At 38.8% G+C, this 22,124-nt stretch carries 23 protein-coding genes; 20 read left to right on the plus strand and 3 right to left on the minus strand.

Features of this window, described 5'->3' with window-relative positions:
* Window positions 1-7: 7 nt before the first annotated feature.
* Window positions 8-1,357: an aminomethyl-transferring glycine dehydrogenase subunit GcvPA gene (gene gcvPA / locus BN1243_RS02500; RefSeq protein WP_062104699.1), complete on the plus strand. Its 1,350-nt coding sequence runs from the start codon at window positions 8-10 to the stop codon at window positions 1,355-1,357.
* Entirely contained in the window at window positions 1,350-2,807 is a 1,458-nt protein-coding gene (gene gcvPB, locus BN1243_RS02505) for an aminomethyl-transferring glycine dehydrogenase subunit GcvPB (RefSeq protein WP_062104700.1), read from the plus strand. Before gcvPA ends, gcvPB begins: the two co-directional genes overlap by 8 nt.
* Before the next feature lie 91 nt (window positions 2,808-2,898).
* Here the strand turns inward: gcvPB and BN1243_RS02510 are convergent, their stop codons facing one another.
* Both BN1243_RS02510 and BN1243_RS02515 read right to left on the minus strand, forming a co-directional pair.
* Window positions 2,899-3,621 carry an AAA family ATPase gene (locus tag BN1243_RS02510; protein WP_062104701.1) on the minus strand — a complete coding sequence of 241 codons (723 nt, stop codon included), beginning with the start codon at window positions 3,619-3,621 and terminating at the stop codon, window positions 2,899-2,901.
* A 231-nt stretch (window positions 3,622-3,852) separates the two neighbouring features.
* A complete protein-coding gene (locus BN1243_RS02515; RefSeq protein WP_407638877.1) occupies window positions 3,853-4,227 on the minus strand; it encodes a rhodanese-like domain-containing protein in 375 nt (124 codons plus the stop codon).
* Between the two features lie 385 nt (window positions 4,228-4,612).
* On the opposite strand from BN1243_RS02515, the gene BN1243_RS02520 reads away from it, so the two are divergent.
* Both BN1243_RS02520 and BN1243_RS02525 read left to right on the plus strand, forming a co-directional pair.
* Window positions 4,613-7,165 (plus strand): vitamin B12-dependent ribonucleotide reductase, encoded by a 2,553-nt coding sequence (locus tag BN1243_RS02520; RefSeq protein WP_062104703.1) that lies wholly within the window; start codon window positions 4,613-4,615, stop codon window positions 7,163-7,165.
* A 140-nt stretch (window positions 7,166-7,305) separates the two neighbouring features.
* The gene (locus BN1243_RS02525) at window positions 7,306-8,190 is read left to right on the plus strand and encodes a patatin-like phospholipase family protein (protein WP_062104704.1); all 885 of its coding nucleotides are present in this window, start codon (window positions 7,306-7,308) and stop codon (window positions 8,188-8,190) included.
* A gap of 10 nt (window positions 8,191-8,200) precedes the next feature.
* Here BN1243_RS02525 and BN1243_RS02530 read toward each other — a convergent pair whose 3' ends face one another.
* Window positions 8,201-8,554, minus strand: coding sequence for an SA1362 family protein (locus tag BN1243_RS02530; protein WP_062104705.1), 354 nt, complete (start codon window positions 8,552-8,554; stop codon window positions 8,201-8,203).
* Between the two features lie 236 nt (window positions 8,555-8,790).
* On the opposite strand from BN1243_RS02530, the gene BN1243_RS02535 reads away from it, so the two are divergent.
* The 16 genes from BN1243_RS02535 to nusB all read left to right on the plus strand — a co-directional run bounded on the left by BN1243_RS02535 (window position 8,791) and on the right by nusB (window position 22,109).
* Window positions 8,791-9,282 carry a YqhR family membrane protein gene (locus BN1243_RS02535; protein ID WP_230200084.1) on the plus strand — a complete coding sequence of 164 codons (492 nt, stop codon included), beginning with the start codon at window positions 8,791-8,793 and terminating at the stop codon, window positions 9,280-9,282.
* A 79-nt stretch (window positions 9,283-9,361) separates the two neighbouring features.
* Window positions 9,362-9,829 carry a type II 3-dehydroquinate dehydratase gene (gene aroQ, locus BN1243_RS02540; protein ID WP_062104706.1) on the plus strand — a complete coding sequence of 156 codons (468 nt, stop codon included), beginning with the start codon at window positions 9,362-9,364 and terminating at the stop codon, window positions 9,827-9,829.
* Window positions 9,807-10,868 carry a M24 family metallopeptidase gene (locus BN1243_RS02545; protein WP_062104707.1) on the plus strand — a complete coding sequence of 354 codons (1,062 nt, stop codon included), beginning with the start codon at window positions 9,807-9,809 and terminating at the stop codon, window positions 10,866-10,868. The genes aroQ and BN1243_RS02545 overlap by 23 nt, the downstream gene beginning before the upstream one ends.
* 14 nt (window positions 10,869-10,882) lie before the next feature.
* Entirely contained in the window at window positions 10,883-11,440 is a 558-nt protein-coding gene (gene efp / locus BN1243_RS02550) for an elongation factor P (protein ID WP_062104708.1), read from the plus strand.
* Between the two features lie 150 nt (window positions 11,441-11,590).
* On the plus strand, window positions 11,591-12,520 hold the full coding sequence (spoIIIAA, locus tag BN1243_RS02555) for a stage III sporulation protein AA (protein ID WP_062104709.1): 930 nt from the start codon (window positions 11,591-11,593) through the stop codon (window positions 12,518-12,520).
* The gene (spoIIIAB, locus tag BN1243_RS02560) at window positions 12,513-13,028 is read left to right on the plus strand and encodes a stage III sporulation protein SpoIIIAB (protein WP_062104710.1); all 516 of its coding nucleotides are present in this window, start codon (window positions 12,513-12,515) and stop codon (window positions 13,026-13,028) included. The genes spoIIIAA and spoIIIAB overlap by 8 nt, the downstream gene beginning before the upstream one ends.
* A 211-nt stretch (window positions 13,029-13,239) precedes the next feature.
* Entirely contained in the window at window positions 13,240-13,443 is a 204-nt protein-coding gene (gene spoIIIAC, locus BN1243_RS02565; protein ID WP_062104711.1) for a stage III sporulation protein AC, read from the plus strand.
* Between the two features lie 15 nt (window positions 13,444-13,458).
* Window positions 13,459-13,848, plus strand: coding sequence for a stage III sporulation protein AD (spoIIIAD, locus tag BN1243_RS02570; protein ID WP_062104712.1), 390 nt, complete (start codon window positions 13,459-13,461; stop codon window positions 13,846-13,848).
* A 2,293-nt stretch (window positions 13,849-16,141) separates the two neighbouring features.
* On the plus strand, window positions 16,142-17,326 hold the full coding sequence (spoIIIAE, locus tag BN1243_RS02575) for a stage III sporulation protein AE (protein WP_062104713.1): 1,185 nt from the start codon (window positions 16,142-16,144) through the stop codon (window positions 17,324-17,326).
* A gap of 12 nt (window positions 17,327-17,338) precedes the next feature.
* Window positions 17,339-17,944, plus strand: coding sequence for a stage III sporulation protein AF (spoIIIAF, locus tag BN1243_RS02580; protein ID WP_062104714.1), 606 nt, complete (start codon window positions 17,339-17,341; stop codon window positions 17,942-17,944).
* A 1-nt stretch (window position 17,945) separates the two neighbouring features.
* Window positions 17,946-18,605 carry a stage III sporulation protein AG gene (gene spoIIIAG / locus BN1243_RS02585; RefSeq protein WP_062104715.1) on the plus strand — a complete coding sequence of 220 codons (660 nt, stop codon included), beginning with the start codon at window positions 17,946-17,948 and terminating at the stop codon, window positions 18,603-18,605.
* Complete coding sequence (locus BN1243_RS02590; RefSeq protein ID WP_062104716.1) at window positions 18,606-19,145, plus strand: SpoIIIAH-like family protein; 540 nt, start codon at window positions 18,606-18,608, stop codon at window positions 19,143-19,145.
* 165 nt (window positions 19,146-19,310) lie between these two features.
* Complete coding sequence (accB, locus tag BN1243_RS02595) at window positions 19,311-19,817, plus strand: acetyl-CoA carboxylase biotin carboxyl carrier protein (protein WP_062104717.1); 507 nt, start codon at window positions 19,311-19,313, stop codon at window positions 19,815-19,817.
* A gap of 12 nt (window positions 19,818-19,829) precedes the next feature.
* The gene (accC, locus tag BN1243_RS02600) at window positions 19,830-21,185 is read left to right on the plus strand and encodes an acetyl-CoA carboxylase biotin carboxylase subunit (protein WP_062104718.1); all 1,356 of its coding nucleotides are present in this window, start codon (window positions 19,830-19,832) and stop codon (window positions 21,183-21,185) included.
* A gap of 33 nt (window positions 21,186-21,218) precedes the next feature.
* Window positions 21,219-21,611: an Asp23/Gls24 family envelope stress response protein gene (locus tag BN1243_RS02605; protein ID WP_154669929.1), complete on the plus strand. Its 393-nt coding sequence runs from the start codon at window positions 21,219-21,221 to the stop codon at window positions 21,609-21,611.
* A gap of 102 nt (window positions 21,612-21,713) precedes the next feature.
* Window positions 21,714-22,109, plus strand: a complete 396-nt coding sequence (nusB, locus tag BN1243_RS02610; RefSeq protein ID WP_062104720.1) for a transcription antitermination factor NusB — start codon at window positions 21,714-21,716, stop codon at window positions 22,107-22,109.
* Window positions 22,110-22,124: the final 15 nt, after the last annotated feature.

A 22,124-nucleotide genomic window follows, 5' to 3' on the forward strand; every position in this document is an offset into this window, starting at 1 on the left:
TAAGAGTATGGGAGAACATCGTTATCTGCCGATGACTGAGCAAGATAAAAAAGAAATGCTCGAAGCAATTGGTGTCAACACGATTGATGAGCTTTTTTCCGATATACCTGAAAAAGTTAGATTTAAAGGCGAATATAAAATTAAAAAAGCAAAGTCTGAACCGGAATTGCTCAGAGAATTGACTAGATTAGCAGCCAAAAATGCGGATATGAAACAATATGTATCGTTTTTAGGTGCGGGTGTTTATGACCATTACATCCCAACAATTGTTGATCATGTAATTTCGAGGTCAGAATTTTATACAGCGTATACACCTTATCAACCAGAAATTTCCCAAGGAGAGCTTCAGGCAATCTTTCAATTTCAAACAATGATTTGTGAGCTTACGGGTATGGCTGTGGCAAATTCATCGATGTATGACGGAGGCACAGCGCTTGCAGAAGCAGCTATGCTAAGCGCTGCTCAAACTAGACGGAAAAAAATCTTAGTTTCTAAAACAGTCCATCCCGAATCCAGAGAAGTGTTAAAAACATATGCAATGGGCCAAAATATTGAAATTGTAGAAATTCCTTATAAAAATGGTGTAACGGATGTAGATTCACTTGTAGATGAACTTAGTCAGGATGTAGCTGGATTAATTGTTCAATATCCGAATTTTTTTGGTCAAATTGAGCCATTAAAGGAAATAGAACGATTAATCCATGAACAAAAAGGATTGATGATCGTTTCTAGTAATCCGCTTTCATTAGGGATTTTAACTCCTCCTGGGGACTTAGGGGCTGATATAGTTGTCGGTGATGCACAAGTATTTGGCATTCCTGCTTCTTTTGGAGGACCACATTGCGGTTATTTTGCTGTTACAGAAAAATTAATGAGAAAGGTTCCTGGGCGCCTTGTCGGTCAAACCGTTGATGAGAATGGAAAAAGAGGGTTTGTTTTAACTTTACAAGCACGTGAACAGCATATCCGTCGCGATAAAGCAACATCTAACATTTGCTCCAATCAGGCACTAAATGCTCTGGCTGCTTCAGTAGCAATGACAGCTCTTGGAAAAAAAGGGGTTCGTCAAATGGCTATTCAAAATATGCAGAAGACTCATTATGCAATGAAACTTTTTAAAGAAAAAGGCTTTGACATCCCGTTTACTGGGCACCATTTTAATGAATTTGTTATACGATTAAATACATCAATACAGGGTTTAAATAAAAAACTTTTAAATAAGGGAATTATTGGTGGTTACGATCTTGGGCGTGATTACCCTGAACTTGAAGGGCACATACTTATTTGTGTTACTGAATTAAGAACGAAAGACGAAATAAATGCATTAGTGCAGGAAATGGGGGAAAACGATGAGTAACTTAAAGCTTATTTTTGAACTATCTAAGCCGGGACGAATTGGATATAGTTTACCTGAACTGGATGTTCCAGAAACTGATTTAAGTGAGTGTATACCTGAAGAATACATTCGAAAAGAAGAACCAGATCTTCCAGAAGTATCTGAACTAGACATAATGCGTCATTTTACCGAACTATCTACCCATAACCATGGTGTAGATTCAGGTTTTTATCCACTTGGATCTTGTACGATGAAATATAATCCAAAGATCAACGAACAAGTGGCTCGATTCCCGGGCTTTGCTCATATTCACCCTTATCAACCAGAATCCTCTGTACAAGGTGCACTTGAATTAATGTATGATCTTCAAGAACATTTGAAAGAGATAACGGGTATGGATGAAGTTACCCTACAACCAGCAGCGGGAGCCCATGGTGAATGGGCCGGATTGATGCTAATTCGAGCATATCATGAGGCAAATGGGGACACAGCAAGGACAAAGGTAATTATTCCCGATTCTGCCCATGGTACGAACCCAGCTTCTGCTTCTGTTGCTGGGTTTGAAACAGTCACAGTTAAATCAGGCCCAGATGGACTTGTCGATATTGAGCATTTGAAGGAAATCGTTGGTCCCGATACAGCAGCCCTTATGTTAACAAACCCTAATACCCTTGGCTTATTTGAAGAGGGAATTTTGGAATTGGCTGAGATTGTCCATGGGGTTGGTGGAAAGCTTTATTATGATGGGGCGAATCTAAATGCCGTTATGTCCAAGGCGCGTCCTGGTGATATGGGATTTGACGTCGTCCACTTAAATCTTCATAAAACGTTCACTGGTCCACATGGTGGTGGCGGACCTGGATCGGGACCAGTCGGGGTAAAAGCAGATTTAGTTCCATTTTTACCGAAACCCGTGATCACGAAGAATGGTGACAACTATCTGATCGATTATGACCGTCCACAAGCTATCGGTCGCGTGAAACCATTTTACGGAAACTTTGGCATTAATGTGAGGGCCTACACGTATATTCGCTCAATGGGCCCAGATGGTTTGAAGGCTGTAACTGAATATGCTGTGTTAAATGCCAATTATATGATGAGAAGGCTTGCTCCATATTTCGATCTTCCCTATGATCGCCACTGTAAACATGAATTTGTTTTGAGCGGCAAGCGACAAAAGACACTAGGTGTCCGTACTTTAGACATTGCAAAGCGACTATTAGATTTTGGCTTTCATCCACCGACTGTTTATTTTCCACTCATTGTTGAAGAGTGTATGATGTTAGAACCGACTGAAACAGAGTCGAAAGAAACGCTGGATGCCTTTATCGACACGATGATTCAAATTGCGCAAGAAGTAGAGGAGAACCCAGAGATTGTTCAAGAAGCCCCACATACTACGCTTGTAAAACGTTTGGATGAAACATTGGCTGCTCGAAAACCAATATTGCGTTATCAGGAAGCAGATTAAGAATAATAGCAAGCGTATTACCTATCAACGCTTCTGGCTACAGGATAAAAGTTGCTCCAAAGGGGAATATTTCATCCTTTTGGAGCAACTTTTATGTAAAGTGTCTTAAAAAAGATTGGGGAGATGCTAAAAAGCTTTCCATTACTTGGACATGTTCAATATCTTCATAATCAATTAATACAGGCGGATGATGATCGAAACTAAAAATTTCAGCTTCTGGGATGGCCATAATCATCGGTGAATGAGTAATAATAATAAATTGACATCCTTCTTTAATTGCATCCATGATGATACTTATTAAACTTAATTGTCGCATCGGAGATAAGGGAGTTTCAGGCTCGTCTATAAGATAAAGTCCATTCGGCTGTATTCTCATTTTAAAGAAATCTAAGAAACTTTCCCCGTGCGATCTAGTTTCAAGGCCCTCGTTATAAAAATGTTTTAAATCTTCCAGTGTTCTTAAATGAGGCATAGAAGCTAGACCTTTGGCATAGGATGATTTGTTTTTATACTCTATTTCAATTAAATTGAGCTCTTTTTCTGCATCTTGTTTCATCTGTTTAATTCTTTTCACAAAAGAAATGAAATCTTCCGCTCTTAAAAAAAATCCACGTGATTGGCGTTTTCTCCAATTGAGTCTCATCATTCCTGATAATGTTTGTGCATGCATCAAGTCTTGATCATTAGCAATTTCCATCGCCCCAGCAGTCGGTAGATTTGCAGAAGCTGCAATTCCTTCGAGAATCGTTGATTTTCCAGTTCCATTTTCGCCAACGAAAATTGTGACAGGTTTGTTAAATTCAATTGATTCCATTGTTTGTAAAACCGGAAGAATAAATGGAAAAGCCTCTCTTTTTAGATTCCGCTGATCGAAAGTTAAAGAAGTTAAAATAATGTCGACTCACTCCCAAGTTTGAAAATAACCCACAGATCAGTTCTGTGGGTTAATTAAAAGTAATGACTGTAATAAAATTCATGTGGAAATTTAAAGAAGGATTTGCGCCTTTCTTTGTCATTGATAAGCATGCGTCTTCCACTTCTCTTATTACTTTTTAGATTTTATTTTCCCAGTCCATTTTTTAAATCCACCTTGTAACTGATAAAGTTCACGACAGCCCTTTTTATAAAGCATTTGTGCTGCTCTTCCGCTACGCATTCCACTTTGGCAGTAAAGGTATACAGGTTTATCTGTACGGATTTCCTTCATTCGATTTTTTAACTGAGACATCGGGATGTTTCGTGCTCCTAAAATATGTCCGCCGTCAAACTCATTAGGCTCTCGAACATCGATAAGTTGTGCTTTTCGGTAACCAACTCTGAATTCGTCTTCTGTCAGAGTTTTTAAGATTTTCTTTTGGTGAAAGTAATTATATAGGGAAAATACAATAATGATTCCCAAGATAATAAGTATGATGTACAAAGCTAGCAATTTTTTTCTTCCCCCTTCTGGTAATTGAACCTATTTTTTATTATATTATTCAAAGTGGCCCGAATCAAAATTTTTATTTGCAAAACGGTTAAAAAAGAAAAGATAGCTAGTTTTTGGCATATTATCTTAAAAATTAAAAAGGCAAGCGCAAACTTTGTCCAAAATCAGGGGATTCTGCTGTTTTTTCATATGAAAATTATATTTTTCTCGTGTATTCTCCCATTTTCAAATTTGACAAATCTATCTTTTGTTAATTCGTTAAACAAGATGTTGTATGATGTTGTTCAATTCAAGTACAATATATTGTGTTTAAAGATTGATTTCAGCTACGGACATGTGTTACCTTTATTTGTGAGAGTAGAGAGGAGTTGTGGCAATGGCTACAGTTTTTACTGAGAATTCGAAGCTAAATGTCGAAAGGTTAAATAAAGATATTCGACAATTTTCGCAAGTACATCCAATTACATCTGAGATGAAAATTACCCATAAAGGGGTTTCCCGATTAGTAATGATTGATCGCTATGCTTTCAAGGATACAGAAAAGATTACTTTGACTGCTGGTGATTTTGTCGTTCTTACGATCAAAGAGGATCCGAAATTTCCGGCAAGAGGGCTAGGCTTTATTCAATCGATCGATTGGGAAGCTAACACTGCGGAAGTATTAGTAGAAGAAGAATATCGAAATGCTTTAGATGATGCGGAAGAAAGAAAAACAGGCTTGATTGTTCGTCCGCTTGATATTATCGAAAAACCATTGGAAGTATTTTATGAGCAAATCGCCAAGCGAAACGCGACAGGGCTTGCTGCTGTTGAGACAACAGAAGAAAAGCGTCAAGAATGGTTTGAAAAGTTTTATCAGGAACTATCAAGCCTTAACTTTATTCCAGCTGGTCGTGTTCTATATGGAGCTGGATCTGGTACAGATGTAACGTATTTTAATTGTTACGTCATGCCATTTGTACCTGATTCACGGGAAGGGATTTCTGAACACCGTAAACAAGTTATGGAAATCATGAGCCGCGGTGGTGGAGTAGGGACAAACGGATCGACGTTAAGACCACGAAATACGCTAGCACGTGGAGTGAATGGAAAATCGTCTGGGTCTGTATCTTGGTTAGATGATATTGCGAAACTAACTCATCTCGTGGAGCAAGGTGGCTCAAGACGTGGTGCGCAAATGATTATGTTATCGGATTGGCATCCTGATATTGCAGAATTCATCATTTCAAAAATGCAAAATCCAAGGATTTTAAGATTTTTAATTGAAAATACATCCGATCCTGTCATTAAGAAACACGCGAAGGATAAATTGAAATTTACCCCGCTCAATCCAACAGAAGAAGCAATGTACCAAGGAGTACTTAATTATAGAAATATGCCTGGTCATGGCGGGTTTGATGAAACGATCTTCCGTGAGGCTGAAGAAAAATTATCTGAGGGTGGAACTTATTCCGTCCATAATTCGGAATTTTTGACTGGAGCTAACATCTCGGTCTGCTTGACGAAAGAATTTATGGATGCAGTTGATCGTGACGATGATTATGAACTTCGTTTTCCTGATGTTGAGAATTATGATCAGGAAGCGATGAAAATATATAATGAAGAATGGCATACAGTTGGTGATGTTCGCGAATGGGAAAAGCTTGGACACAAGGTTCGCACATACAGGAAGATCAAGGCGAAGGAACTCTGGAATTTGATCAATATTTGTGCGACATATTCAGCTGAACCAGGTATTTTCTTTATTGATAATGCGAATGACATGACAAATGCAAAAGCCTATGGACAAAAGGTAGTTGCGACTAATCCATGTGGGGAGCAGCCGCTCGCTCCATATTCAGTATGTAATTTAGCAGCTGTCAATTTGGGCAATATGGCTGACAAAACAAAGAAAACAGTCGATTTTGATAAGCTAAAACAAACAGTGAAAATTGGCGTGAGAATGCAAGATAATGTCATAAATGCGACTCCATATTTCTTAGAAGATAATAAAAAACAGGCTCTTGGTGAAAGACGTGTGGGGCTTGGAGTTATGGGACTAGCCGATTTACTCATTTATTGTGAGAAAGAATATGGATCACCTGAAGGAAATGAACTTGTTGATCAAGTTTTCGAAACAATTGCTATTACGGCTTATAAAGAATCAGTAGAAATTTCTAAAGAAAAGGGAAGCTTCCCATTCCTCGTAGGTAATACAGAAGAGGAAACAAATCGGTTAAGGGAAGCATTTATTAACACAGGTTATATGAAGAAAATGCCAGAAGATGTTCGAAAATCCATTTTGGAATTCGGAATTCGGAATTCACATCTTTTAACTGTGGCTCCAACGGGGAGCACTGGAACCATGGTTGGCGTTTCAACAGGTTTAGAACCTTATTTCTCATTCACATACTATCGCAGCGGTCGCCTTGGTAAATTTATTGAGGTGAAAGCTGATATTGTCCAAGAATATCTCGATCAAAATCCAAATGCGAACCCAGATGACCTTCCAGATTGGTTCGTTACAGCAATGACGCTTTCTCCAGAAGCACATGCTGATGTTCAATGTGTGATTCAACGTTGGATTGACAGTTCGATTTCAAAAACTGTGAATGCACCAAAAGGGTATGCAGTGGAACAAGTCGAGAAAGTATATGAACGTCTATACAGAGGTGGAGCAAAAGGAGGAACGGTTTATGTGGATGGAAGCCGTGATTCTCAAGTTCTAACATTAAAAGCAGAAGATAACAAAATGGAGACGAGTGAACAATTGGAATTTAGTGAACCTGTCGTTCTAATTGAGACTATTCAAGATCTCCGTTCTACTAGTGTCACCGTCGGTTCTGAGATCGGCAATACTTGTCCAGTTTGTAGAAAAGGGACGGTTAAAGAAATTGGTGGATGTAATACATGCGACAACTGTAACGCTCAGTTAAAATGCGGTCTATAATTTAATCAGAACATCTTAATTCAACCCGAATGGTCATCCATTCGGGTTTTTTAATATGCCCATGATAAAAAGGTGGCATTATGTTCTAATTATGATTACTTCCTCTACAATAATAACAGGACTTCTTGGGAGGGTCGCATATGGAAATTGATGGTGTGTTTTCTGGAGGAGGCATGAAGGGATTTGCCTTTATTGGTGTCTATGAAACCCTAGAGGAGAAGGGGTATAGTTTTAAACGATTAGCCGGAACTAGTGCTGGTGCTCTAATGGCTGCTTTTATTGCTGCTGGCTATTCAAGTCGAGACATTTTAAGGTTGTTTGAAGAAACAGAGCTGACCGAATTCTTAGATAGGAGGAAGACTTTTTTGCCATTTCCTTTATCGAAATGGTTACTTTTATATTGGAGAATGGGTTTATATCAAGGTCATGTGTTTGAAGAATGGGTCGCAAAAAAGTTAGCTCAAAGAGGGATATATACGTTTTCGGATCTTCCTAAAGATAAATTACGCTTAATAGCATCTGATCTTACAACTGGAAGATTATTAGTTTTACCAGATGATTTAGATAAATATGGAATTCCCAAAGAAACCTTCCCAGTGTCAAAGGCGATTAGGATGAGCGCTGGTCTGCCTTTTTTCTTTGAACCAGTAAAATTAAAGTCATTATCTGGAAAAAATATTATTATTGACGGTGGAGTTTTAAGTAATTTTCCTATTTGGTTATTTGACCCGGAGCATCATAAAAAGTTGCGGCCAATTATCGGCGTGAAACTAAGTCATAGCCTAGAGGAACAACCAAAAAGAGAAATAAAAAATGCACTATCTTTATTCGAGGCCCTATTCGCAACGATGAAAGATGTGCATGATGCAAGATATGTCTCAAGAAAACATGAAAAAAATATAATTTTTATTCCTATGGAAGAAGGGTTAACTTCCGAGTTTTCATTACCTAAAGAAAAAAAGGACGCCCTAATAGAAAAAGGACGTGTAAGGGCAAAGCAATTTTTAAAACAGTGGACGTACTAGTGAAACACCTTTAAAAAATAGCACGATCCTTTTTCTTGTTTTTTTTGCCTTCAATAACAGTTAAATGGGCAGTAGATCTTTTCCTTAGCGGTTTTTTAAGAGCAGCTTTATTGGTGCTGACACTCTTTGGGGATTGTCGGTAGCGTTTTTGGGAAAACTTTGCTGCTTTAATGTACGAACGATTTTCACTATGATTCTGCCTCTTTCCGATAGTAAATCGAAAGACAAGATAAATAAAAACTGCAATCAATCCCATGAACAGAAGTTGCATGAGGAGTCTTGATGGATTACGAAATAGCAAAGATCCAAGTCCGATTATAGATGTAACGATAATTCCACCAACTAGCCAATTCCGAAAATTCAAGAATGCCACCTCCTTGGGAATAATCAACATTATTACCATAAAATGATTCTTTATACAAAATAAGAGTTTTTATTAATTCATAGTCACTCGAACGCTTGGACATTATTTTGTTGTATGGGTTTCTAATTTCTTATTATATCAATCATACTAAAAAATGGCTTTTTTCACCAGACTTTAATTTTCATGCAAAATAGTACGGTCGTCTGGGCATGATAAATTTAAAGAGGTGAAAAGTAGTGGATAAAGAAAAACATGGTGGCCAATATTATATGTCCTTGCCCAAGTTAGCGATGGTTACAGGATTTGTTGCTGGTCTGTTCGGGGCTTTATTAGGATATGCGGCCCATTACTTAAATTTTACGGAAGTTAATCCATCTCTCATTTTAGATATTTTTAGGGGCAACTGGAAAGATGGATGGCTAGGGGGCTTTATTGCTTGCTTATTATACGGTCTCATATCAATGGGAGCGGCCGTCATTTATTTAGGATTACTCAAGAAAAAAAAATCAATCGTATGGGGAGCCGTATATGGTTTACTTATTTTCGCATTAGTTTTCTTAGTTTTATATCCGATTTTCCCGCGCCTTGATCGTATAGATGCTTATAATTTCACAACTATAATTACTGAAATTTGCTGTTTTATTTTGTACGGTATTTTTATTGGTTTTTCCATATCATATGAATATAATGAACAGCAATATTGGAAGAAAATTAATTCATCTAGATAAAATAGTTTCAGTAGGCCTGTTTTGGCTTTTTATGGTAGAATGTTCTTGGCAAACATTCATGTGTAGGGTGTGAAATAGTATGAAAGTACTTGTGTTAAATGGGCCAAATTTAAACAGGTTAGGAATTCGCGAGCCAGATATTTACGGAAGTGAAACGCTTGAACAATTAGAAAAAAAATTACTAATTGTTGGTAAAAGTCTAGAAATGGAAGTTGTTTGCTATCAATCTAATCACGAAGGAGCTTTATTGGACCAAATCCACGATGCAGAGTTTAATGGTTTTTCGGGAATAATTATGAACCCAGGTGCGTTTACCCATTATAGCATCGCTCTAAGAGATGGAATTTCTTCCATAAACTTGCCTGTTATTGAAGTACATATTTCAAATGTTCATAGCAGGGAAGAGTTCAGAAAAATATCGGTTACTGCACCGGTTTCTATCGGTCAAATAACTGGATTTGGAATGTATGGCTATGAAATGGCTTTGAATGCAATGAAGAAATACATAGAGGGGAGAGAAGGGAATGGACAAGTTACAAAAAATTAGAGAAGAATTTGGAGCATTTGGGATCGACGGATTGCTCATTACAAGCCCTTATAATCGGCGATATTTAACAAATTTCACGGGAACAGCTGGTATCGCCTTGATTACTCAGAATAAGGCTTTTTTCATTACTGACTTTCGCTATACTGAGCAAGCAGCGAAACAGGTTGAAGGATATGAAATTATTCAATACAGCCAGGGAATGATTGCTGAAGTAGCCGATCAAGTAAAAGCGCTTGGAGTCAAAAAAATAGGTTTTGAACAGGATCACCTTTCTTACTCCACGTGGAAAGCGTATGAAGGAGCAATCGCTGCAGAATTAGTTCCTGTTTCAAATCTTGTTGAAAAAATGCGTCTCATAAAAACTTCTCAGGAAGTTGCCATTATTAAAGAAGCAGCTGATATTGCAGATTTAGCTTTCAAACATATTCTTGACTATATAAAGCCAGGGTTAACAGAATTAGAAGTTGCTAATGAACTTGAATTTTTTATGAGAAAATGCGGAGCAACTTCTTCTTCATTTGACACTATTGTAGCTTCAGGATGGAGATCTGCACTTCCACACGGGGTAGCCAGTGAAAAAGTCATTGAAAAAGGGGATTTTGTGACCTTAGATTATGGTGCCCTTTATAAAGGGTATGTGTCTGATATTACGCGGACAATCGCTGTCGGAGAGCCATCTGAGCAATTGAAGGAAATTTATGATATCACTCTGGAAGCTCAACTTCGAGCAATGGAACAGATTAAGTCAGGAATGACAGGCATTGAGGCAGATGCTATTGCTAGAGACTATATAACAGCCAAAGGATACGGGGATAATTTTGGCCATTCATTAGGGCATGGAATTGGCTTGGAAGTTCATGAAGGTCCCGGACTTTCGATCCGATCAGAACAAAAGCTTGAGCCAGGGATGGTTGTCACCGTTGAACCTGGTATATATGTACCCAAACTTGGGGGAGTTCGGATCGAAGATGACATACTTATTACCGAAACTGGTAATGAAGCACTTACGCATTCGACTAAAGATTTAATCATACTATAATTGGAGGAACACAAATGATTTCAGTAAACGAATTTCGAACAGGTTTAACGATTGAAACAGATGGAGGGATTTGGCGTGTAATGGATTTCCAACACGTTAAGCCAGGAAAGGGCGCAGCTTTTGTTCGCTCTAAACTGCGTAATCTTCGTACCGGAGCCGTTCAAGAAAAAACATTTAGAGCCGGTGAAAAGGTTGAAAGAGCACAAATCGATAATAAAACAATGCAATATCTTTATGCAAATGGAGATATGCATGTATTTATGGATAACGCGACTTACGAACAAATTGAGTTACCTAGTGCTCAAATTGAATATGAATTACAATTCTTAAAAGAAAATATGGAAGTTCATATAATTATGTATCAAGGGGAAACTCTTGGTGTAGATTTGCCAAATACAGTTGAATTGGAAGTTGTTGAAACTGAACCTGGTATTAAAGGAGATACAGCTTCAGGTGGATCAAAACCAGCTAAACTGGAAACAGGCCTAACCGTTCAAGTTCCGTTTTTTGTTAATACTGGTGATCGCTTAATCATTAATACAGGCGATAGTACTTATGTGTCAAGAGCATAACATGTATGCATTCTAATTAAAAAGAAGCACACCTTTTAAAGCGAGGAATTTATCCTCGTTTTTTTTATTTCTTTTTTCTATTAGAAATTTCATATTTAAAGACAAGCTGAATACATATTAGATAGAGAATGATAGAAGGGGAGGATAATTTTGGAAGTTATATTACGAATGTTGCCCAGTCGTATCAGTGATTTAATTAAACGTCTTCCTTCCACCCTGCTGACAGAGATTGAGGAAATTAGATTACGGGTTGGCCGTCAAATTGAAATAGCTTCTAACGGTATTCCCCGCTTTCTACCTTATATTTTTACGAATCAAGATGTGGAACAATTTATTGGGAAACTCGCCAATCATTCTTTCTATACACTGGATGAAGAATTAAAGAAAGGATACGTCACGATTGAAGGAGGACATCGTATTGGATTGGCAGGGAAAGTTATTCTTGATAATGGCTCTGTCAAGGCAATTCGCCATTTAGCTTCCTTCAATATCAGGGTTGCAAGGGAAAAAATAGGTGTGGCTGAAACGTTTATTCCACAACTATTTAAAGATTATTGGAAAAACACAATGATTATCGGACCTCCACAAACAGGGAAGACAACATTATTAAGGGATATAGCTAGAATAGTATCGAGCGGATCTAAAGAACATAGCATTCCTGCTCTTAAAGTTGGAATCGTTGATGAACGTTCAGAAATCGCAGGATGTGTTCATGGCACTCCGCAATTACAGTTTGGTCAAAGAGTAGATGTACTGGATGCCTGTCCAAAGGCGGAAGGCATGATGATGCTCATTCGATCAATGAGTCCTGATGTGCTGATTGTGGATGAGATTGGCAGGGAAGAAGACCGGATCGCTATTATGGAAGCAGTGAATGCAGGAATTACATTAATGATGACAACACATGGTTATTCATATGATGAGGTAAGAAAACGGCCGATGCTGAATCAAATTATGAATGAACAGGTTTTTGATCGATATATAGAATTATCAAGAAGTAATGGCCCCGGCACGGTCGCAGCTATAAAAGACTCTGAGGGGAAATCAATCTATTATAAAGGATTACATGCTCATGTTTAAACTTTTTGGTGCTCTATTCATATTGATAGCGACTACAATGATTGGCTTTGAAGCAGCTAAACGTTTGAGTAGAAGACCGAAGCATCTCAAATTATTTCAAAATTCTTTAGAAACGTTAGAAGCTGAGATTATGTATGGTCATACACCTCTTGGGGAAGCGGCGATTAAAATTTCTGAACAGCTCCCTGAACCAGTTTCAAGTCATTATCGAATCTTTGCTAACTATCTTAAAAAAGATGAAACGACAGTTATTATTGCTTGGGAAGAAGCCTTAAAAGAAACTTGGAGACATACAGCTCTAAAACAAAATGAGTATGAAATACTTTTACAATTTGGTGCTAATTTAGGGAAACATGACCGAGATTCACAACAAAAGCAGATCATTTTGACTTTAACTCATTTGGAAAGAGAAGAAGAAGAAGCGAGAGAAGTACAAAAAAGGTATGAAAAAATGATGCAAAGTTTCGGTGTTTTATCAGGGCTACTAATCATTATCTTGTTGCTCTAAATATTTATAAAAATTACGAAGTGTGGGTAAGCGATGCGCTAGTCTGAGTATAGCTTCAGGCACCAGTCGGTTGGCAGCTAATCAGCATTCAATCTGCAGAAAGTCAGCAACTGCTCATTCCACACAGTGTTTCTTTTATCTCGTCAGAAGCTAGGAAGTTTGTACAGCGCTAAACAGGCACTTACGCTTTTCTAATTAGGAGGTTGTTGGTATGGGCATAGAAGTCGACGTTATTTTTAAAATAGCTGGTGTTGGGATCGTTGTGGCTTTTTTACACACAATCCTTGATCAGGTAGGAAAGAAAGAATATGCCCAATGGGTTACGCTTTTCGGCTTCATTTATATTTTATTTATGGTAGTGTCCATCGTAGATGGCCTATTTCAAAAAATTAAATCTGTCTTCTTATTTCAATGATAGGGGGAATCCATCATTGTTATTTTACAAATTGCAGGGATTGCCCTAATAACAACTTTTTTAGCTGTAGTGATTAAAGAGCAGAAACCTGGATTTGCATTCTTATTGATTTTATTTACTGGGACAGGCATTTTTCTTTTTCTAGTTGATCAAATTCAAAAAATAATTCAGATGATAGAAAACCTTGCAGCAAGCGCAAATGTAAATTCTCTCTATGTCAGAACGATCTTGAAGATCATTGGAATTGCATATATCGCAGAATTTACTTCACATATTAGCAAGGATGCGGGACAGAGTTCGCTTGCAGCAAAAGTAGAACTAGCCGGCAAAATATTAATACTGGCAATGGCTGTCCCAATTTTAACCGTATTAATTGAAACAATTCTAGCAATGATGCCTGTGTAGAAAGAAAAGCGTAAACGCCCGTTTAGCGACGTACAAACTTTTTAAGCTTCTGACGAGATAAAGGAAACACAGCGAGGGACGAGCTGATGTTGACTTATCGTAGGAAGAAGCTGAAAGTTTGCTAGTCGCTGGGCGTTGAAGCTGGACAAAGAAAAGCGTAAACGCCCGTTTAGCGACGTACAAACTTTAATAATAAGGATGAACGGCTAAAGTCGCGCCGTCCTGGCGCAACGCCGTTCTGACCAACGTCGTGTTGGCCCGAGATAAAGGAAACACAGCGAGGGACGAGCTGATGTTGACTTATCGTAGGAAGAAGCTGAAAGTTTGCTAGTCGTTGGGCGTTGAAGCTGGACAAAGAAAAGCGTAAACGCCCGTTTAGCGACGTACAAACTTTAATAATAAGGATGAACGGCTAAAGTCGCGCCGTCCTGGCGCAACGCCGTTCTGACCAACGTCGTGTTGGCCCGAGATAAAGGAAACACAGCGAGGGACGAGCTGATGTTGACTTATCGTAGGAAGAAGCTGAAAGTTTGCTAGTCGTTGGGCGTTGAAGCTGGACAAAGAAAAGCGTAAACGCCCGTTTAGCGACGTACAAACTTTAATAATAAGGATGAACGGCTAAAGTCGCGCCGTCCTGGCGCAACGCCGTTCTGACCAACGTCGTGTTGGCCCGAGATAAAGGAAACACAGCGAGGGACGAGCTGATGTTGACTTATCGTAGGAAGAAGCTGAAAGTTTGCTAGTCGTTGGGCGTTGAAGCTGGACAAAGAAAAGCGTAAACGCCCGTTTAGCGACGTACAAACTTTAATAATAAGGATGAACGGCTAAAGTCGCGCCGTCCTGGCGCAACGCCGTTCTGACCAACGTCGTGTTGGCCCGAGATAAAGGAAACACAGCGAGGGACGAGCTGATGTTGACTTATCGTAGGAAGAAGCTGAAAGTTTGCTAGTCGTTGGGCGTTGAAGCTGGACAAAGAAAAGCGTAAACGCCCGTTTAGCGACGTACAAACTTTAATAATAAGGATGAACGGCTAAAGTCGCGCCGTCCTGGCGCAACGCCGTTCTGACCAACGTCGTGTTGGCCCGAGATAAAGGAAACACAGCGAGGGACGAGCTGATGTTGACTTATCGTAGGAAGAAGCTGAAAGTTTGCTAGTCGTTGGGCGTTGAAGCTGGACAAAGAAAAGCGTAAACGCCCGTTTAGCGACGTACAAACTTTAATAATAAGGATGAACGGCTAAAGTCGCGCCGTCCTGGCGCAACGCCGTTCTGACCAACGTCGTGTTGGCCCGAGATAAAGGAAACACAGCGAGGGACGAGCTGATGTTGACTTATCGTAGGAAGAAGCTGAAAGTTTGCTAGTCGTTGGGCGTTGAAGCTGGACAAAGAAAAGCGTAAACGCCCGTTTAGCGACGTACAAACTTTAATAATAAGGATGAACGGCTAAAGTCGCGCCGTCCTGGCGCAACGCCGTTCTGACCAACGTCGTGTTGGCCCGAGATAAAGGAAACACAGCGAGGGACGAGCTGATGTTGACTTATCGTAGGAAGAAGCTGAAAGTTTGCTAGTCGTTGGGCGTTGAAGCTGGACAAAGAAAAGCGTAAACGCCCGTTTAGCGACGTACAAACTTTAATAATAAGGATGAACGGCTAAAGTCGCGCCGTCCTGGCGCAACGCCGTTCTGACCAACGTCGTGTTGGCCCGAGATAAAGGAAACACAGCGAGGGACGAGCTGATGTTGACTTATCGTAGGAAGAAGCTGAAAGTTTGCTAGTCGTTGGGCGTTGAAGCTGGACAAAGAAAAGCGTAAACGCCCGTTTAGCGACGTACAAACTTTAATAATAAGGATGAACGGCTAAAGTCGCGCCGTCCTGGCGCAACGCCGTTCTGACCAACGTCGTGTTGGCCCGAGATAAAGGAAACACAGCGAGGGACGAGCTGATGTTGACTTATCGTAGGAAGAAGCTGAAAGTTTGCTAGTCGTTGGGCGTTGAAGCTGGACAAAGAAAAGCGTAAACGCCCGTTTAGCGACGTACAAACTTTAATAATAAGGATGAACGGCTAAAGTCGCGCCGTCCTGGCGCAACGCCGTTCTGACCAACGTCGTGTTGGCCCGAGATAAAGGAAACACAGCGAGGGACGAGCTGATGTTGACTTATCGTAGGAAGAAGCTGAAAGTTTGCTAGTCGTTGGGCGTTGAAACTGGACAAAGAAAAGCGTAAACGCCATACAGGCTGGAATCGCGAAGTCTGTACGTCGAAATTAGATCAATAAAAGGAAACGGAGTGGCGTACATGCAAATTTTGCATCGGATCCTAATATTATGTTTCCTGTTTTTGTTTGCAACGGTACAGGCTGAAGCAATGGAACAATCGCCCGAGGGTGATGAGTTAGAGGGAACATTAGGTCGCTACATGAATGATTTAGGGTTGGACGAACTATCGGATCATTGGGAAATGATTATGGACAAGTATGGGAATTATTTACCGGAAAGTAAACGGGGCAGTCTCATTGATTTTATGAATGGGGACAAGTCGTTTTCGATTACAGGTTGGTTGAATGGAATCATTGCCTTTATCGTGCAAGAAATTTCCTTGAATGTGAAGTTATTAGGCTCCTTAATGTTGCTGACGATCTTTAGTATGTTTCTTCAAACCCTTCACAATGCATTTGAAAAGGGGGCAGTAAGCAAGGTCGCCTATTCTATCATTTTCATGGTTATAATAATCATTGCGCTTAATAGCTTTAGAGTAGCAAGTGAATACGCGATTGAAGCAATTAATTCTATGAGTCAATTTATACTTGCTTTGCTCCCGCTTTTACTTGCATTAATCGCTTCATCGGGAGGGATTACATCTGCGGGCTTTTTTCATCCTGTCCTTGTATTCCTAGTTAATATTAGTAGCCTAATTATTAAAAATGCGGTACTCCCTTTTTTATTTCTATCCACATTGTTAAGTGTCGCTAATACTCTAAATACAGAATTAAAAGTTTCTCAGCTAGCAGGATTATTGAAAAAAACAAGTATCGGCATTTTGGGCGTGTTTATAACAATTTTGCTTGGGGTTATCTCCGTTCAAGGGACAGCCACAGCTGTTGCAGATGGTGTGGCTATTAAAACGGCAAAATTTGTAACAGGTAACTTTGTACCAGTTGTCGGGAAAATGTTTACAGATGCAGCAGATACTGTTTTATCAGCATCTGTCCTATTGAAAAACACGTTAGGGATTGCAGGAGTAGTTATTGTCCTATTACTTGCGGCTTTTCCAGCTATCAAAATTTTAGTTATTTCATTTATTTACAAGTTATCAGCGGCACTTTTGCAACCGCTTGGCGATGGACCTGTAATTTCATGTTTAAATATTATAAGTAACAGCATGATCTATATATTCGCCTCTCTCGCCATCGTCTCTTTTATGTTTTTTATTAGTTTGACGATTATCATCACGTCAGGAAACATTACGATGATGATTAGATGAGGAGGGGCAAACTTGGATTATATTACAAACTGGATTTTCAACATTATTATTTTTTTACTTCTAGCAATGATTATTGACATGATTTTACCAGAAAGCGATATGCGGAAATATGCCAAGCTTGTTACAGGACTGCTTCTGATCTCAATTATCGTTACACCTTTATTTAAAATTTTTACATTTGATTTTGAAAAACTACTTACATCAATTACGACAAATGCTGAAAAAAGCGAACAATCCACAGGAATTTTAATTGAAAGAAAAAAAAGAGAGATACAAGCCTCTCAGCATGCATATACATTAGAGCAGATGGCTGTCCAAATGAAAAAGCAAGTAGAAAAGGAGTTGATCGACCATCATCAGGCTGTGATTAAAACTATACAAATATCCGCTGATTCAAATCTTGAACCACCATACGACCAATTGAAAAAGGTAATCGTTCATATTTCTTCATCAGATGAAAAGACAGAAAAAATTCAGCCAGTCACGATTAACATTAAGGACGATCTCCCTTTGGAAGAGCAAAAAAATGAATATGGTGAAATTAAAAAATGGTTGTCTGCACAGTGGGAAATTCCTGAAAAAATAATTGAAATAGTTTCCGGGGAGGAACCGAAGTAAAATGTCGAACCAAAATAATCCTTTTGATTGGATAAAGGAGAAAATCGCAGCTTTTAAAACAAGTCCTTCACCCGATAAAAAAGGAGGAAAGTCTAGTTACCTCCTAATCCTTCTCGTATTAGGAGCATTCTTAATGATATTAGGGAGTATTTGGAAGGAACCACCTAAAGATGCAACTGTAGTTTCAAGCACTTCTGATGAGAGTTCCGAAACATTTGGAACAAAAAATACAGACACGAATAGTGAAATGAAGATTTTTGAAGAGCAATATGAAAACCAACTAAAGGATGCGCTGGAACAAATAGTCGGCGTTCATAGCGTGTCTGTGATCGTCAACGTAGAAGCGACAGAGCGAAAGGTATTAGAAAAAAATGCAGTTTTAAGAAGTCAGACTACCCGTGAAGAAGATCAAGAAGGTGGAGTAAGACAAATTGAGGATCAATCGAAAGAAGACGAAGTCGTTATTATTCAAAATGGCGATAAAGAAGAACCTATTATTTTAGAAACTAAAAAGCCGGAAATTAAAGGTGTACTTGTCGTTGCGGGAGGTGCAGAAAATATCCAAGTTGAGAAATGGATTATCCAAGCAGTCACAAGGGTGTTAGATGTGCCAAGCCATAGGGTTGCCGTTATTCCAAAAAAATCTAAGGGGGATTCATAAATGCTCTTAAAAAAGCAAACAGTTTGGTTATTAACGATGCTCAGTCTAGTTGTTGTACTTTCTGTTTATTATGTTACATTTGATCCAGCTAGTAATGATTTAGCAACAGGGGGAAAGGAAGAAACAGAGAGCGCTGGTAAGCAAATGAGTGATGATGATATGAAAATCATAACAGAAGCTTCCGGAGATGAAGTGTATGAAGCAATTCGCTTAGATATTGAAGAAAAACGCGGTAAAATGGTAGAAGAACTTACTTCTAAAGTGGCAGCTACTGAATCTACAGATGAACAAAATAAACTTTATGATGAGATGCAAACAATCAATGAACTTAGTATGAAAGAAAGAACGATTGAAAATACAATTAAAGGTTTGGGGTATAGTGATGCATTAGTTAAAATTGAAGATAATGTAGTTAATATAACGGTTAAACAAAAAGAAGAAGAGCATACTGCGGCAGAAGCAACTACAATTATTCAAGCTGTAAGAGATGATATAAGCACTCAATACATCCCTGAAATTACGTTTGATGACAAAAAATAATTTGACGGTGGGTTCACCCATCCGTCATTTTTTTTGTAAAGATTTTCAGTTATTTAGTAGAATGAAATAAAAAGATAAAAAATCTAAATGAGTCAGCCATTGAATTTTTATAAGGTATTATATTATGATATTAGCAGCTACTCATAAATTTTAAGGAGTGTCATTATGTTAAAGATCCAAGATATACATGAAATTATTAAAATGATTGATAAATCCTCTATCGATGAGTTTGTTTATGAGCATGAGGGTTTCAAAATTAAATTAAAAAAAAGCTCTACTGTTCAATTTAGTAACGATGTACAACAAGGAGTTTCTGTCCAACCTGTAGTAGTGCAACAGCCTACACAACCGGAAGTTCATGTGCAAAATGTGACAGCTAATCATGAAACGATGTCGCAGCCTCAAGCAAATGATTCTTCCTCAGAGGAATATTTGAAGATTACCTCACCAATGGTCGGGACATTTTATCATGCATCGTCTCCAGATGTGCCAGCATATGTTGAAGTTGGTTCCAAAGTGAAACCAGATACAATTGTGTGTATTGTAGAGGCAATGAAATTATTTAATGAAATTGAAGCCGAGGTTGAAGGAGAAATTGTGGAAGTTCTCGTTAACAATGGCCAATTGGTTGAATATGGACAGCCACTATTTTTAGTTAAGCCGAAGAAGTAAGGAGCGTCGTTGATGATTAAAAAACTATTAATTGCAAATCGAGGAGAAATTGCTGTTCGAATCATTCGAGCTTGCAAAGAATTAGATATAGAGACTGTTGCAGTTTATTCGGAGGCTGATCAGGAAGCACTGCATGTTCAGTTAGCAGATGAAGCCTATTGTATTGGCCCGAATGCTTCGAAGGACAGTTACTTAAATACTGCAAACGTAATCGGCATTGCTAAATTAACTGGTTGTGATGCTATACATCCAGGTTACGGATTTTTAGCAGAAAACGCTGATTTTGCTGAGCTTTGCCGTGTCTGTAATATAATATTTGTTGGCCCAAGCCCTGATGCCATATCAAAAATGGGAACAAAGGATGTAGCACGTGAGACAATGAAAGCAGCTGGGGTCCCTATTGTTCCAGGTTCGCGCGGAATTATTAACGAGATTGAGGAAGCGATTGAGCTTGCAAAGGAAATTGGTTATCCAGTTATTATTAAAGCGACTGCAGGTGGTGGTGGCCGAGGAATCCGGGTAGCTAGAAATGAAGAAGAATTAATCAAAGGGATTAACATTACGAGACAAGAAGCTATGACAGCTTTTGGCAATTCAGGTGTCTACATAGAAAAATTTATTGAGGACTTCCGCCATGTTGAAATTCAAGTGATGGCGGATCAATTTGGAAATGTCATTCATCTTGGAGAAAGAGATTGTTCTATTCAAAGAAGACTACAAAAATTACTTGAGGAAACTCCATCGCCTGCGATAGATTCAGAAACCCGTGAAAGAATGGGACATGCCGCTATTCAAGCTGCAAAAGCTGTTGAATACACAGGTGCGGGTACAATAGAATTTATCTATGATCGTAAAAGTCGAGAGTTTTACTTTATGGAAATGAATACAAGAATCCAAGTTGAGCATCCTGTCACCGAAATGGTTACAGGTGTGGATCTCATAAAAGAGCAAATTTACGTTGCATCTGGAAAGCAGTTAAGCCTCACTCAAGATCAGGTTGAGTTCAATGGTTGGGCGATAGAATGTCGGATTAATGCCGAAAATCCAGAGAAAAATTTTATGCCATCTGCTGGACGCATCGACATGTATTTACCACCAGGTGGTCTAGGCGTAAGGATAGATTCTGGAGTTTATCCTGGCTATACAATCCCGCCATACTATGATTCAATGGTAGCAAAGGTAATTTCATATGGGGCGACACGTGAGGAAGCAATCGCAAAAATGAAACGGGCTCTTGAAGAATTTGTTATTGAAGGGGTCAAAACTACCATACCGTTCCATTTGAATTTGCTTAAGCATGAAACATTCGTAAATGGAGACTTTAATACAAAGTTTCTTGAAATCTACGATGTAATGGGTCAAAAATAAGCGGAGGTGTTTCAATTGGAAGAAAGTTTAAATATGCTAGAAATGATCCAAGATGAAGGTCAAAGTCACGGAAAAATTGAAATTGCACCAGAAGTCATTGAAGTTATTGCTGGTATCGCTGCATCAGAAGTAGAAGGTGTCGCTCAGATGCGTGGAAACTTTGCGACTGGAGTAGCAGAGAGGCTTGGCAAGAAAACTCATGGAAAAGGGATTAGAGTTGAATTAACAGAAGAAGGCATCAAAGTAGATGTTTATTGCTTAATGAAATTTGGTATATCCATTCCAACCATTGCCCAAGAGGTGCAAGATAATATTCGCCAAACCCTTTATAACATGACAGCACTTGAAGCAAAAGAAGTAAATATTCATATTGTTGGGGTTACATTTGACACCCAGAAGGAAGGCGACGAAGATTTTGTAGAGTGAGATCAGAAGTAAAGCCAGAGGGGGACCTTTGGCTTTTTCACTCGTATCTTTCTTGGAGGATTCAATCATCGTATAGATCTACTTAAAGGAGAATTTCATAATATGAAAAGAAGAGTTGCGCGTGAAAAAGCATTACAAACGTTATTTCAATACGGTGTGAACGATATTGAACCTAGAGAAGCGCTTGAAAACGTATTAGATGGAGCGGAAATGGACGAGTTTTTACTAAAGCTGGTTGATGGAACATTAGAACATATGTCGGAAATTGACCAGATCATTAATAACAACCTAGAAAACTGGTCCATTAATAGATTAGCCAAAGTAGATTTGACTATTTTACGATTAGGAATAAACGAACTGCTGTACAACGACGAGATACCAGATAATGTTGCGATAAATGAAGCGATTGAAATTGCCAAAAAGTTTGGTGATGAGCATTCAAGTAAGTTTGTAAATGGAATTCTATCGAAAGTGAAAGAACAAAAAAAGAATAGCTAGCATATGGGAGGATAT

Source organism: Bacillus niameyensis (assembly GCF_001375535.1).
GTDB classification, from domain to species: domain Bacteria; phylum Bacillota; class Bacilli; order Bacillales; family Bacillaceae_C; genus Lederbergia; species Lederbergia niameyensis.